The organism is Microcoleus sp. S36b_A4 (assembly GCF_036700645.1).
In the GTDB taxonomy this organism is placed as follows: Bacteria; Cyanobacteriota; Cyanobacteriia; order Cyanobacteriales; family Microcoleaceae; genus Microcoleus.
The window spans coordinates 49,961-63,027 of the sequence record NZ_JAUBPI010000038.1 but is presented as its reverse complement, the minus strand read 5'-3'; the positions used below and the strand labels follow the sequence as shown (position 1 = coordinate 63,027).

Here is a 13,067-nt window from a genome sequence, read left to right as displayed (position 1 = left end):
AAATCTAAAATCTAAAATCTAAAATCTAAAATCTAAAATCTAAAATCTAAAATCTAAAATCTAAAATCTAAAATCGAATGACTGTTATAAATGATTCTGCTGTGGTGGCTGAGTTAACTGAACTATATTTAAAATACGAAAAAGCTCTTTGTACGAATGATATTGAAACTCTCGATAATTTGTTCTGGGATGCGCCGGAAGTCGTGCGGTTTGGGGTGACGGAGAACCTCTACGGGAGCGAGGATGTGAGGGCTTTTCGCAAAGGACGATCGCCTGTAAATGTCGATCGAGAAATGTTCAACCTCAAAGTCGTGACATTCGATGCAGACACGGCGGCTGTGACGCTGGAATTCCGGCGTGTAATGGATGGAGTGGTGCGGCTGGGGCGGCAGAGTCAGATGTGGCGCAAGTTTCCGGAAGGGTGGAAGATTGTTTCGGCTCACGTTTCTTTTTTGCCGATGTAGATGTTAAATGTAAGGAAACAATAATTGTCTAAAGCAGGCGGACTTTATGACTGAATCATTCATCCTCTAGAGCCACGTCTAATAATTCAATTTCCAGACTTTCTTCCTCATCTTCATAATTAAATTCTAATCTGCTCTGCTTAATAATCTCGCTCAATATATTGATTAAGTACCCTTTGGCAACAGCTTGTTCAAATCTTTCTATCAGAATAGGAACGTTTATTATTTCTTCTATACATTCCATGTATTGAGATACTATAGCATTTATTGGATACAGCTTTCGAGCTTGTGCTTCAATCTTTGATTTAATTTCAATCTCTGAATCTAAAGATTTAACTACAAATGTTATCGGATACCTTTCAATTTTATCAATGTCTAGGAAATATTTATTTACATCTACAGTTTCAGTCACCTGAAAAAAACGTCCTAGGGGTTTCATTACAAAGTCAATTCCCCCATCATTAGCATTTGTCCTACCTGTTTTAAACAGCTTTAAATTTTCTTGCTGGAGTCTGTCTAGTGCATAACCCCAATAAATAACTCGGTCATTGTAGTAGTATTTTAATATACTGTAGCTGACTATCTCGAAAATTCGAGCATCTACATTTGGCGCTACCATTTGTTTTATAAATTCTCTGACTTGAGCCTCTGTCAATCTTTGAGCATCTTTACAAATTTGAATAAACTTTTCAAAGCTATCTCTCTTAGCTTCAACGTAAGCATCAATTATGTGGATTACTGTTTCTGCTATATTGTGTTCATTCTCATTGATTTTGACTTTTAATAAATTTTCGTTAAACCAATACCTGTTATTTTTCTGATTTCTCAAAATTGGGATGTACTCACAAGTGGGAAAATATCTTTTAAATTCTTCATTCATCCTATGGTTCAAGCCATGATTTTGAAGCTTTTTCCCGAATGGTAATTCACGCTGTCTCTTAAAAAGATTCGTATAAACTGCACCTTCATAATCTGAATACATTCCTGTCTGATGAAAATTTTTCACCAAATAATCTTCAACTAAAACATATATTGCGTATAAGTTGGCAAAACTTCCTCTTGATTTTGAGCCTTTATTTGAAGATTTAGTCTTGATATTCAAATATGAAATTAGCTGGCTTTCATCGAAGATTTGATCCCCCACCTCGCCCAACTTATCCTCTAAAATTGTCTTAATTATTTTTGTAAATTCATGTTCCATTTTTATTAGAGTTGTAAGTTGAGTGTTAGCTGCTGTGGCGAAACTTCACCGGAGTTGACTTCAGACATCAGATTCTCTTCACTCTCATCCGGAGTAATTTGCAACCTCCGCAATCCTATTTGTAGATATTTTTCTTGTAATTCTATGCCGATTGACTTTCTGTTAAGCTGCTTGGCAACAAATGATGTTGTAAAAGTTCCGGAAAATATATCTAGTACAACGTCGCCCTCATTACTACTAGCTTTGATAATTCTTTCTAACAACGATGTTGGTTTCTGAGTAGGATGTTCCTCATACTCAGGCATACGATATCTAACTCGCGGAAACTCCCAGACATTACCGGGAACTTTTTTAGAATTATATACTGATGGTGTAGCCTTGCGGTAGTCAATTAGTTTTCTAACAGCTCCGGTTTTTGCCTCTACCAGAATATCTGAGGAATTAAATGTATAATTTCGTTTGTCCTTGACGCAATATAAAATTGGTTCGTACAGAGAACCGTAATATTTTTTGGCTTGTACTCCCGAACTGTCATAATACCACACTATTCGAGAAAGGATTGTTAAACGATCGCGCAAATATAAATCAAAGTAGGGCATACTTTGAGTTGACGCCATTAGATACAAACTGCCGTTATGCTTGAGCTTGTTAACACATAAGTTTAACCAACTATAACTCCATTCTAAATAATCGTTTTCAAATTCCCACGTGTCTTTAAAACCATTGAAATCTTTGCCAATATTATAGGGAGGATCGGCAAAAATTAAATCGATTGAGTTGTCTGGGATTTCACTGCCAAGCACTTCTAACACATCTCCTAAGATGAGTTTGTGGTCGTCAATTTTAAAGATTTTCATTTAGCCTAGCCTCTTCAATTAATATTGGCTATTGTCAAGTTTAGTCAGATATGTTCTATAAACATTTAATACAGTTCATATTTGAGCAAAGTACACGGAATCGAGCCATTAAAAACCGGAATTCGCCGCGATGTCCTGAGTCCCACCTTTTTACCCAACTCCTTATTTCCAGTCAAAATAAAGGCATTCCAACCTTTAAAACGATTCTTGAAAATATCCCCCAACATCTTGTACAAATCTCCCAATTCGCTAGCATCTCCCAGCCTTTCTCCGTAGGGAGGATTGCAAATCAAAACACCTCTGTCTGCGGGTGCTTCCAACTGAGATAACTCGGTTTGAGCAAACTGAATTTTACCGGAAATACCAGCTTGCTGCGCGTTCGTGCGAGCTTGAGTTAACATATCGGAATCGCGATCGCACCCTGCAATCACCTCTTTAAGTTCCGGTAATTCGCTGTTTTCCGCTTCGGCCCACAATTTATCCCACAAAGGTTCATCAAAATCCCGCCAACTCATAAATCCAAACTTTTCTCGAAACAATCCCGGTGCAATATTCAAGCCCTTTAAAGTCGCTTCCAAAGGCAAAGTTCCAGAACCGCACATCGGGTCTAAAAACGGCAAATCTGGCGTCCATTCTGCCATCTCCAACAAAGCCGCAGCTAGGGTTTCTTTGAGGGGAGCAAGCCCCATCGCCGGTCGATATCCCCGGCGGTGCAAACTGCCGCCAGAACTGTCTAAACTTAAAATAGCTCTATCTTGATGAATGTGAAGGTTAATTAGCAAATCTGGATGCTCTACATCAACATTAGAACGCTTGTTAAATTGCAGGCGCTGTTGGTCGGCGATCGCATTTTTGACCTGCAAAGCTGTAAAGTGAGTGTGGTTCAAGTTTTCGTTGCCACCGGTGCAGTTTACTGCTAAAGTATTGTCGGGATATAAGTATTCGTCCCAAGGGATTTTCTGCACTTCGCGGTAGAGCATATCCGAGTTGTAACACCGGAATTCGGCGATCGGCATTAGCACTCTAAAAATTGTTCTCGACCAAAGATTGACGCGGTATAATAAAGCCCGATCGCCCGCAAAGTAAACCCCTGTAAAATCTGGCTTAACATCCTGCGCCCCTAAACGTTCTAATTCTTGGGCGGCAATAGTTTCTAAACCGCGCGCAACTGTAGCAAAATATTGATTCATTGATAATTGGTAATTGGTAATTGGGAATTGGTTTTTATCGATCGCCCTAAATTATATCAAATCCGGTACCATCGGAATTGTAAAATCGAGTCAACAGTCAACAATCACGGACGTTGCAACCGGAATTGATCTAATTAATCTGCGTTAATCTGTGTTAATCTGCCCTCATCTGCGGTTAAAAGAAGAGAATTTCTGAACCGCAGATGACAATGGATGGACGCGGATAAACGCAGATGAAGAGAAGAGAGATATGAATAATTCTTACTCCTCCGGGTGGGTTTCCGCGAACCTCACCCTTGCAAGTCACAAACTGTCAGTAATACTCGTGAAATTAAAAGCTTTCACGCCCACTCCGGGCACGACACTACCGCCGTAACGCTTCACCGCACTAACTGCATCCACATCGCGCAACATATCAGGTAAAACTTGATTGAAACGCAGGTTTTTAATCGGGTAAGCAATCTTGCCATCCTCAATCCAAAAAGTACCGTCGCGAGTCATTCCCGTTACTTCCAATGTTTTCGGATTAACGTAGCGCACGTACCAAGCTCGACTGACGAAAATTCCTCGCTCGGTTTGAGCAATTAAATCTGCTAAACTTTGGTCGGAACCTGTCATTACGATCGGGTAATAAGCACCTTTCGCCTCTTTGCCTTTTTGTGCGGCCCAGTAGCGGGAATAAGACAAACTTTGAGGGACGCCATCTTTGATGATTTCCAAATAGTTATTGCTCAATCCGTCGCCGAAAAAAGTATTAGATCGCAACAAAGGATGAGCCGGATCGCGCTGCACTTGCACTAACGGGCTGAAAATTTGTTCCCCGGCGCGGTTTCCCGCTGGTTTTCCCTCTGCATCGGCGATCGACATAAACGATCGCCCCTCATCCGCCGCCCTCGCATCCAAACTCCAAATTACCCACGGTAGCAAATCCGCAAAAGCAGCACCGTCAAAGATTACAGGATAAATGCCGGGAGTGACTTCGCGGGGGTTGCGGGATGCGATCGCCCGATCGAGCACTTGTTCTGCTAATTGGGCGATCGGCAATTCGTTGATACTCCAAGCAGTGCTCTGAGTCCAGCTAGAACCGTTGTCAATGCGAGCAGTAAAGCTGAAATCTGCCTCTGTAGATTGGTTGCAGGCGCGGAGTCCGGTTGACGAGGCGATCGCATACAGCCACACATCAGCGCTCAAAGTGCCCGAACCATGAGCGCCCCCCTGTCCGGCAATGGCGCAAGCTTGCTGCACCATTTCTGCCCGCGCTAGAGGCGATACAGTTGCCGTTGCTGCGTCGAAGGCGGGCGAGGGCAAATCGTAGGTTTGAGGCGGCAGCAGCGGCATCCATTCGGGGTCTGCCGGCGCAATTCTGGCTAATTCTTCCGATCGCTTGACTGCGGAGGCGATCGCATCTTCATCAAATTCTGTAACAGCAGCAGAGGCGCTTTTGTTGCCGAAATAGCTAGTAATGCTCAGGTTAAATACAGTTTTGCTGATATTTTGGCTGATTTGATTTTCCGAGAATCTCGAAAGAGATTCCTCGCCAGTAGAGAGACTGACAAATACTTCCTCTGCTTTGGATAGTTTGACTGCTTTTTCTAGTAAAGATAAGGCTTGGTCTTCACTTAAAAGTGCGGGCGATGTTGTTACGAGCATAAGCTAAAGTTCCGGAATATTTGTTGTATTTGAAAATAGGTTTACCCGCAATACTACGGTTAACTCGCCTGTACTAAAGAGCGTACTGCTAACACTTCATCTGCTCGCAGAGGTTCCACATCTGAAGGAGAAACAGCCACAACTAAAATCGATTCTCCTAAAGCATTAAATATTTCTAGAACGCAGCCATCATCTTCGCCTTCCCTTGGATGAGGTACGCGATCGACTAGCATGGCTACATCACCTTTTTTGAGCTGATATAGCGGCATATCCCGACACAATGCTACACGCTGGTAAAGTTCAAGTTTCACGTCGAGACTCCTTTTTTGGCTTGAGAGTAATAAAATGAAAAGTTCCGTCAATTTGCCACTGCAACCAAATTGTAACAACTGCTAAATTACGTCCATTAGCCCCTCGCAACTCACCTTCGGCGCGAAAGAACTTTCCGAATTCATTAGCACCATTTTCTACTGCCTCAGCCGACGCTATCAAAAACTGGATGGCTCCTAACAAAGCTTCTGGGTTATCTTGACTAAAACCCCCTTCCTTGAGCGAGAAATTTTGACTTGTCATCTTGTGCTTTGGGAACAAGTAAATAGCGCGTCAACTTTGCTTCGGGTATGATAGCATCCGCTGGAATTTTCACATTAAAAACCTACACTCTAATTAAGAATTTCCCCCAATTTGAATATTCCTCACTCGCACCGGCACACAAGCGTGAGTCATTTGAGCAACCTGCATCGGCTCGCCCTTTCCGCACATATTCGTACCGCATTGAACCAGTTCCGAAGCTGGCCCGATCGCATCTATTTGATTCCAGAAATCAGTAGTCATCGCCTGATAAGTTACATCCTTCAACATACCGACAACTTTACCTTTTTCCACCTTCCAAAAAGCATCGCCGCCGAATTGAAAATTGCGCCGCTGCTGGTCAATCGAATAACTACCCATACCGTCGATTAAAATCCCGTCTTCCGTATCCGCAATCATCTGGGCCAAAGTAGCAGTATGGCTGCCGCCATCCGGGCCCGGCTCCAATCCCAAATTGGGAATTCTCACCATCGGCACGCTCGACCAACTGTCAGCGTAAGCAGAACCGTTGCTGCTGGCACGTCCGAGGCGATAAGCCGTCTCTCTGTCAGTGAGATAATCAACTAAAATTCCATCCTTGACAACGTACCACTCTTGTGATTTTACGCCCTCATCATCGTAACCCATTGTACCGCGGCCGCCCGGTTGAGTGCGATCGCACTTAAAATTCACCCAAGGTGCAGCATATTGCAGTTTATTTAAATTATCAGTAGTAGCAAAGCTCGTGCCAGCAAAATTAGATTCGTAGCCGTAAACCCGGTCTAATTCAGTTGGATGTCCGACCGATTCGTGAATTGTCAAATACAAATTTGTCGGCTTAAGAATCAGGGATTTGCAAATACCAGCCGGGACTTTTGGAGCGCTGACTTTCTCAATAGCTTCGGCCGCAACTCTTTCGACTTGACTCAACAAATCATCGGGATTAATATGTTCGTAACCGATATTTAGCGGCGGGCGATCGTAACTGCGACTTTGGGCATCGCCACCCGCAATTGCTGTACAGCCAAAACCCGGATAGCTGCGGTAGATTGTTTGTTCGATTAGCGAGCCTTCTGTGGAAGCAAAAACCTTGTCTTCGCGGCTGAACTGCAAAAAAGAAGAAGCTTTTTTGATGCCTTGTGCGCCGTGTGCTAGCAGCCGCTCGTTGATAGTTAGTAGCAGTTCGGCTTTGTCAGCAACGGGTACAGAAAAAGGATCGATGGCGATCGGAGTAATGTACGTATCAACATATTTTTCGACAGGCACTAATCGCACCGGTTCCTTCTGAGTTAAGCGGCTGCCTTTAGCGATTTCTACAGCCAAAGCGACTATTCTTGCAACCTCTGCGGGTGTTTTGCTGTGACTGGCGGCAAACCCCCAAGCGCCGTCAAGAAGCACTCGCACGCCAAAACCGGAACTTACATTATCTGACAGTTGACTTAAAGATCGATCGCGCGCGTAAAGATTCTGCCTTCGGTAACTGCAAAAACGCACATCACCGTACTCGCAACCTGTTTTCCGAATCAAATCTACAGCCAAATTTGCTAACTCGTTAGCAGAGATTTTTGCAGTTAATTGCACCATAGTTATTCGTCATTCGTGGTTAGTTGTCAATTATTATAGCGCTTTTTAATTTTTTGAACGAACCGCGAAGACGCAAAGAGCGCGAAGGAAGTAAAGAGAGAGGTCTTTCTCATATCGTTTACGGTTGTTTCGGAATGATTAAACCGCAGAGACCGCAGAGACTGCAGAGGAAGAAAAGAGAGAGATAAATAATTCCGATACCAACGAATTTGATGTCATTTCTAAGTAGAATTATTACCTAAGACATCTTCTTCTTTCTCTTCTTCCTTCGCGCCTTCGCGGTTCATTAAATCCTACTCCATCTCCTGCAAAACCCCTGTCAAAATTTCCACAATGCGATCGATATGTTCTTTCTCAATAATCAGCGGTGGCGACAAAGCAATAATATCACCAGTCGTGCGAATTAGCAACCCTTTTTCATAGCACTGCAAGAAACAATCAAAAGCCCGTTTCCCCGGCTTCCCCGCAATAGATTCCAACTCAATACCCGCCACCAGTCCCAGATTGCGGACATCAATTACGTGCCGCACGCCCTTCAAAGAATGAACCGCATTCTCCCAGTAACCAGCCACCTTATCTGCCCGTTCAAACAGCCTTTCTTCCTCATAAATATCCAGCGTCGCCAAAGCAGCCGCACAAGCCAGAGGATGACCAGAATAAGTATAACCGTGAAAAAGCTCGATCGCATTTTCAGGAGCATTCATAAAAGCATCATAAATCCCCTCTTTCACAAACACCGCCCCCATCGGCACCGTACCGTTAGTTATCCCTTTTGCCGCCGTCACAATATCGGGAACCACCCCAAAATATTCCGTTGCAAAACTAGAGCCTAGCCGCCCGAAGCCGGTAATAACCTCATCAAAAATTAGCAGAATTCCGTATTTGTCGCAAATCGCCCGCAGTCGCTCCAAATAACCTTTCGGCGGAATCAAAACCCCCGTAGAACCAGCCACTGGTTCCACAATTACCGCTGCAATATTCGACGCATCGTGCAAAGCGACAATCCGCTCCAATTCATCCGCCAAATGCGCTCCCCATTCCGGTTGTTTGCGACTGAAAGCATTGTGTTCGAGATTGTGAGTGTGAGGCAAATGATCGACTCCCGTGAGCAAACTGCCAAAAAACTTGCGGTTTGTACCGATACCGCCGACAGAAATTCCCCCGAAACCAACGCCGTGATAGCCGCGTTCCCTACCGATTAATCGTTGGCGAGTTCCTTCACCTTTCACCCGGTGATAAGCAATTGCAATCTTCAAAGCAGTTTCTACAGATTCCGAACCCGAATTAGTAAAGAAAACGCGATCGAAATTGCCCGGAATCATCTTTACCAAACGTTCCGCTAATTCAAAAGCGCCCGGATGTCCCATCTGAAAAGCCGGAGAGTAATCCAAACGCAAAACCTGCTGTTTAACTGCTTCAGCAATTGTCTCGCGGGCGTGTCCTGCATTCACGCACCACAGCCCCGCAGTACCATCTAAAATTGAGCGGTTATCATCGCTTGTAAAGTGCATATCTTTTGCCGAAACCAATATTCGGGGATTCGCTTTAAACTGTCGGTTGGCAGTGAAGGGCATCCAGTAAGCGTCCATATTTGTCATCTTTTTTTTATCTTTTTATATTGATGATTCTGCCTTCAAACTATAACTTGCTACCGATCGCCGATCGCCAGACGCTTATTATAATTTTACAAATATCTTTTTTAAACGAACCGCGAAGACGCAAAGAGCGCGAAGGAAGAGAAGAAAGAGGTTTTTCTCATTTACAAGTAGAGTTTTTACCTGAAAACATCTGCCTATGTTCCTCTTTCTTTTCCTTCGCGCCTGCGCGGTTCATTAAATAGATATTCTTTAATTAACGATCGCCCCCACAGACTCATGCTGCAACAAACCGGTCAGCATTTTCACAGGCCGCTCCCCGTAGGGCCACGCGAAAGCATGGCGGAAAGCGGCCTCTTGACACGCTTGCAATTGCCGAAAATCAATGATATCCAAAGTTAACAAATTCTCGTACTCGAAAGGCAATCGCACGTTGTGCAATCCCGCGTTGTCGGTACAAATGGCAATATCGACGCCAGCTTCAAAACATCGATCGAACACAACCTTCAATTCGCGCATATCCTGCAACGTCCCCGTTTTGAGATATGTAGTTGGGCAAACTTCCAAGCATTGACCCCTGCGCGCGACTTCTGGCAGCAATTCGGGATATTTTAACGGAATTTGAATCCCGTGGCCGATACGCATCAGATAGGGTAAAAGTTCGGGATAACAGCCAGAGGTAGTTTCGTAGAGGTGGCCGGTAGTTTTGATGCCGATCGACCTCGCGTACTGGTACAATCCGACAAACTCCTCCAAACGATCGCCTATACAATCATCGCCGCCAGCTATATCGATCGCACAAACATATTCTCCCATCCCGGCCGCCAAATCTACGATCGCCCGATTCACCTCATAGGGTAAACGCGAGTGCATACACAAAATTTGGCTAGTAACAATCGGACAATCGCTAATTTGACTTGCCTTGCCCACAACTTGTACAATTTCTGCCATCAAATCAATGCGTTCTGACTGATTCAAATGTTCTGGAGTCCGCAAATAAGGCGTATAGCGCAACTCCAAATAAGCCAGATTTTCAAACACGTAAGCGCCCCGCATCAACCGATAGATGAAATAAGGCAACGTCTCAACAGTTTGAACGCTTTCTACCAGCGTGTGCAGTTCCAAATACTCATTGAGAGTATTGCGCGGACGAGTGTAAAACTCCTCAAACTCCGAGTATTCTTGAAATCGATTAACCATCTCAGCATTGTGGCGATCGAAATACCGCCACAGCACCCTAGGAACGACAGAACCACCCAGATGGCGGTGCAACTCAGCGTGTAAAGTCATGCGATTTTAGATTTTAGATTTTAGATTTTAGATTGAAAGAATTGAAGGATTGAAGAATTGAAGGATTGAAGAATTTGTAATTTAGTCCTATACGCATCAGTGGTCAGAAACCGGGTTTTCCCACATACCAGCCAACAACCTCCAGCAGGTAAACTGTTCCACATTTAAGCTGCACATTGGATTCCCATAAAAACTCATCAAATCCTCTCTCATTCTCCCCTCTCCCATTCTCCCCCTATGGGGCTCTCCCTTCCCAAGTCCCCCGATAGTGCTGGAAGTGGGTTGATGAGAGCAATACAGCCTCACGTCTTTCAATTGTAACAAAAATTTATTTGACATCCGGGACGCATTCGTACATAATCGGAGATTGTGTCAACCTGAACTGAACGCGAGAAACCCTTGGCTAACGTAGTTGTGATCGGCGCCCAGTGGGGCGATGAAGGAAAAGGCAAAATTACCGATTTGCTCAGCAAATCCGCAGATATCGTTGTCCGCTACCAAGGGGGCGTCAACGCCGGTCACACCGTGGTAGTAAACGGTCAGACTTTCAAGCTGCACTTAATTCCCTCCGGAATTCTCTACCCTGATAAAGAGTGTATTATCGGCTGTGGCACGGTCATCGACCCGAAAGTTTTAATTGCAGAGTTAGATCAGCTAGAGGCACTGAATATTTCGACAACCTCCCTGATGATTTCGGAGACGGCTCACGTAACGATGCCCTATCATCGATTAATTGATGTAGCATCGGAAACCCAGCGGGGAAATTATAAAATCGGGACGACGGGACGCGGCATTGGCCCTACTTACGCCGACAAGTCGGAACGCACTGGCATTCGGATGCTAGATTTAATGGACTTGGAAGGGTTGCAAGAACAATTGGAATGGACGATTAATTGTAAAAATGTCCTTCTCGAAAAACTCTACAATTTGCCGCCTTTAAATCCGCAAGACGTAATTGATGAATATCGAGTTTATGCCGAACGTTTGCGACCGCACGTAGTTGATAGTTCCCTGAAGATTTATGAGGGACTTCAGAAGCGGAAGAATATTCTGTTTGAAGGCGCGCAAGGCACTTTATTAGACTTAGACCACGGTACTTATCCTTACGTTACTTCCAGTAATCCCATCGCTGGCGGTGCTTGTGTGGGAACCGGAGTCGGCCCAACAGCGATCGATCGCGTAATTGGCGTAGCAAAAGCTTATACAACCCGCGTCGGAGAAGGCCCCTTCCCTACTGAAATGGTAGATGGAATAGGAGCAATTTTGGGCGAGAGAGGTGCAGAATTCGGCACGACAACGGGCAGAAAACGCCGCTGCGGTTGGTTCGACGCGGTAATCGGCCGCTACGCAGTCCGCATCAACGGCCTTGACTGTCTGGCAATTACCAAACTAGATGTGTTGGATGAATTAGAAGAAATAAAAGTTTGCGTTGCTTACGAAATTGACGGCGAAAAATGTGTTGATTTCCCGAAAAGTTCCCGGATATTTGCTCGGTGCCAACCTATTTACGAAACCCTTCCCGGTTGGAAACAGTCTACGGAAGAGTGCCGGAATTTGGAAGATTTACCACCGCAAGCTTTGAATTATCTGAAGTTTTTGGCAGATTTGATGGAAGTGCCGATCGCGATCGTTTCTCTCGGAGCCAGTCGCGACCAAACTATCATTGTAGAAGACCCGATTCACGGCCCGAAACGCGCTTTGCTTTCTGCAGACGGTACTCCAGCCTAACCATTTTAAATTGGGAAAGAGTGAGGGGGAGATTGGGAAAGTTGGACATGCCGAGATTCGGAGAATAGCCAAATTCCCAATTTCCAATTATTATCAAATATTTAGCGAATTTAATTAAGTTCGATCGCTTTAGCATAAATTTGATAAAATGTAAAAACAATCAGCAGAAAGTCATAAAATGGAACTCGCAGTAGAATGTCAAAAGCGGGCAGAAGGCAGCAAACCTAACGCCCTCCGCCGCTCTGGATTGATTCCCGCCGTCCTCTACGGTCACAAAGGCTCTGAATCCATTTCCCTTACCATCAAAGCCAAAACAGTTGAACACCTGCTCAAAAAGCACGTAGTCAACAATGCCCTAATTGACCTCAGCATTCCCGACCTCTCTTGGAGCGGAAAAACCTTGCTCCGGGAAGTTCAAGTTCATCCTTGGAAGGGCTATCCTTACCACCTGAGCTTTTTCTCCGTGGCAACTCAAGACAGCCTGGAAGTTGAATTGTCACTGCGTTTTGTTGGCGAACCCGTCGGCGTCAAGTTAGAAGGCGGCATTTTGGATACCGTGCTGACGCAACTCTCAGCTAAGTGCAAACCTGACAGCATTCCTGAAGCAATTGAAGTAGATATTTCTCATTTAAAGGTTGGGGATGCGCTGCACATTCACGAATTAGTTTTGCCTGCAGGAGTGGTAGCTCTCGGCGAACCAGATCAGGTGGTTGTTAGCGTGCTGGGAATTCAAGCAGGTTCTGAAGCAGAAGACGCAGAAGAAGAGGCAGCAGCAGCTTAATTAGTAATTGCTAATAGTTGTTAACTAATTAATTGTTGAAAAAAAAGGGCGATCGCTTTCTCCCAAAAGGGCGATCGTTTTTTGCTAAAAAGGCTATTTTCGTTTAGGTTCGATCGCACATCGGGCGCCGTTTGTTTTGTAATATTTTTTTAGGGGG

Annotated in this window: 12 protein-coding genes; 3 read left to right on the top strand and 9 right to left on the bottom strand. The window is 44.5% G+C overall.

The features are described from left to right. Nucleotides 1-77: 77 nt before the first annotated feature. A complete protein-coding gene (gene hpxZ / locus QUA03_RS14530) occupies nucleotides 78-464 on the top strand; it encodes an oxalurate catabolism protein HpxZ (protein ID WP_333212997.1) in 387 nt (128 codons plus the stop codon). A 55-nt stretch (nucleotides 465-519) separates the two neighbouring features. Here hpxZ and QUA03_RS14525 read toward each other — a convergent pair whose 3' ends face one another. The 9 genes from QUA03_RS14525 to QUA03_RS14485 form a co-directional block, all read right to left on the bottom strand. Continuing rightward, nucleotides 520-1,665, bottom strand: a complete 1,146-nt coding sequence (locus tag QUA03_RS14525) for a restriction endonuclease (protein ID WP_333212996.1) — start codon at nucleotides 1,663-1,665, stop codon at nucleotides 520-522. Nucleotides 1,666-1,670: 5 nt separating this feature from the next. After that, nucleotides 1,671-2,522, bottom strand: coding sequence for an adenine-specific DNA-methyltransferase (gene yhdJ / locus QUA03_RS14520; RefSeq protein WP_333212995.1), 852 nt, complete (start codon nucleotides 2,520-2,522; stop codon nucleotides 1,671-1,673). Nucleotides 2,523-2,587: 65 nt separating this feature from the next. Continuing rightward, nucleotides 2,588-3,712, bottom strand: a complete 1,125-nt coding sequence (locus tag QUA03_RS14515) for a THUMP domain-containing protein (protein ID WP_333212994.1) — start codon at nucleotides 3,710-3,712, stop codon at nucleotides 2,588-2,590. A 303-nt stretch (nucleotides 3,713-4,015) separates the two neighbouring features. Next, nucleotides 4,016-5,362, bottom strand: coding sequence for a TldD/PmbA family protein (locus QUA03_RS14510; RefSeq protein WP_333212993.1), 1,347 nt, complete (start codon nucleotides 5,360-5,362; stop codon nucleotides 4,016-4,018). Between the two features lie 59 nt (nucleotides 5,363-5,421). Further along, nucleotides 5,422-5,673, bottom strand: coding sequence for a DUF4926 domain-containing protein (locus QUA03_RS14505; RefSeq protein WP_333144873.1), 252 nt, complete (start codon nucleotides 5,671-5,673; stop codon nucleotides 5,422-5,424). Continuing rightward, nucleotides 5,663-5,935 carry a DUF6883 domain-containing protein gene (locus QUA03_RS14500; protein ID WP_333212992.1) on the bottom strand — a complete coding sequence of 91 codons (273 nt, stop codon included), beginning with the start codon at nucleotides 5,933-5,935 and terminating at the stop codon, nucleotides 5,663-5,665. Before QUA03_RS14500 ends, QUA03_RS14505 begins: the two co-directional genes overlap by 11 nt. Before the next feature lie 93 nt (nucleotides 5,936-6,028). After that, the gene (locus tag QUA03_RS14495) at nucleotides 6,029-7,516 is read right to left on the bottom strand and encodes a TldD/PmbA family protein (protein ID WP_333212991.1); all 1,488 of its coding nucleotides are present in this window, start codon (nucleotides 7,514-7,516) and stop codon (nucleotides 6,029-6,031) included. A 293-nt stretch (nucleotides 7,517-7,809) separates the two neighbouring features. After that, nucleotides 7,810-9,114, bottom strand: a complete 1,305-nt coding sequence (locus QUA03_RS14490) for an aspartate aminotransferase family protein (RefSeq protein WP_333212990.1) — start codon at nucleotides 9,112-9,114, stop codon at nucleotides 7,810-7,812. 249 nt (nucleotides 9,115-9,363) lie between these two features. Further along, nucleotides 9,364-10,401 (bottom strand): adenosine deaminase, encoded by a 1,038-nt coding sequence (locus QUA03_RS14485; RefSeq protein ID WP_333212989.1) that lies wholly within the window; start codon nucleotides 10,399-10,401, stop codon nucleotides 9,364-9,366. A 399-nt stretch (nucleotides 10,402-10,800) separates the two neighbouring features. Between QUA03_RS14485 and QUA03_RS14480 the strand changes: the two genes are divergently transcribed. After that, complete coding sequence (locus tag QUA03_RS14480) at nucleotides 10,801-12,129, top strand: adenylosuccinate synthase (RefSeq protein ID WP_333212988.1); 1,329 nt, start codon at nucleotides 10,801-10,803, stop codon at nucleotides 12,127-12,129. A 178-nt stretch (nucleotides 12,130-12,307) separates the two neighbouring features. Further along, entirely contained in the window at nucleotides 12,308-12,910 is a 603-nt protein-coding gene (locus QUA03_RS14475; protein ID WP_333212987.1) for a 50S ribosomal protein L25/general stress protein Ctc, read from the top strand. Nucleotides 12,911-13,067: the final 157 nt, after the last annotated feature.

Coding starts and splice junctions, on each gene's coding strand:
- QUA03_RS14510 (WP_333212993.1), bottom strand. CDS start 5,362: ATGCTCGTAACAACATCGCCCGCACTTTTAAGTGAAGACCAAGCCTTA.
- yhdJ (WP_333212995.1), bottom strand. CDS start 2,522: ATGAAAATCTTTAAAATTGACGACCACAAACTCATCTTAGGAGATGTG.
- QUA03_RS14500 (WP_333212992.1), bottom strand. CDS start 5,935: ATGACAAGTCAAAATTTCTCGCTCAAGGAAGGGGGTTTTAGTCAAGAT.
- QUA03_RS14525 (WP_333212996.1), bottom strand. CDS start 1,665: ATGGAACATGAATTTACAAAAATAATTAAGACAATTTTAGAGGATAAG.
- QUA03_RS14515 (WP_333212994.1), bottom strand. CDS start 3,712: ATGAATCAATATTTTGCTACAGTTGCGCGCGGTTTAGAAACTATTGCC.
- hpxZ (WP_333212997.1), top strand. CDS start 78: ATGACTGTTATAAATGATTCTGCTGTGGTGGCTGAGTTAACTGAACTA.
- QUA03_RS14475 (WP_333212987.1), top strand. CDS start 12,308: ATGGAACTCGCAGTAGAATGTCAAAAGCGGGCAGAAGGCAGCAAACCT.
- QUA03_RS14495 (WP_333212991.1), bottom strand. CDS start 7,516: ATGGTGCAATTAACTGCAAAAATCTCTGCTAACGAGTTAGCAAATTTG.
- QUA03_RS14490 (WP_333212990.1), bottom strand. CDS start 9,114: ATGACAAATATGGACGCTTACTGGATGCCCTTCACTGCCAACCGACAG.
- QUA03_RS14485 (WP_333212989.1), bottom strand. CDS start 10,401: ATGACTTTACACGCTGAGTTGCACCGCCATCTGGGTGGTTCTGTCGTT.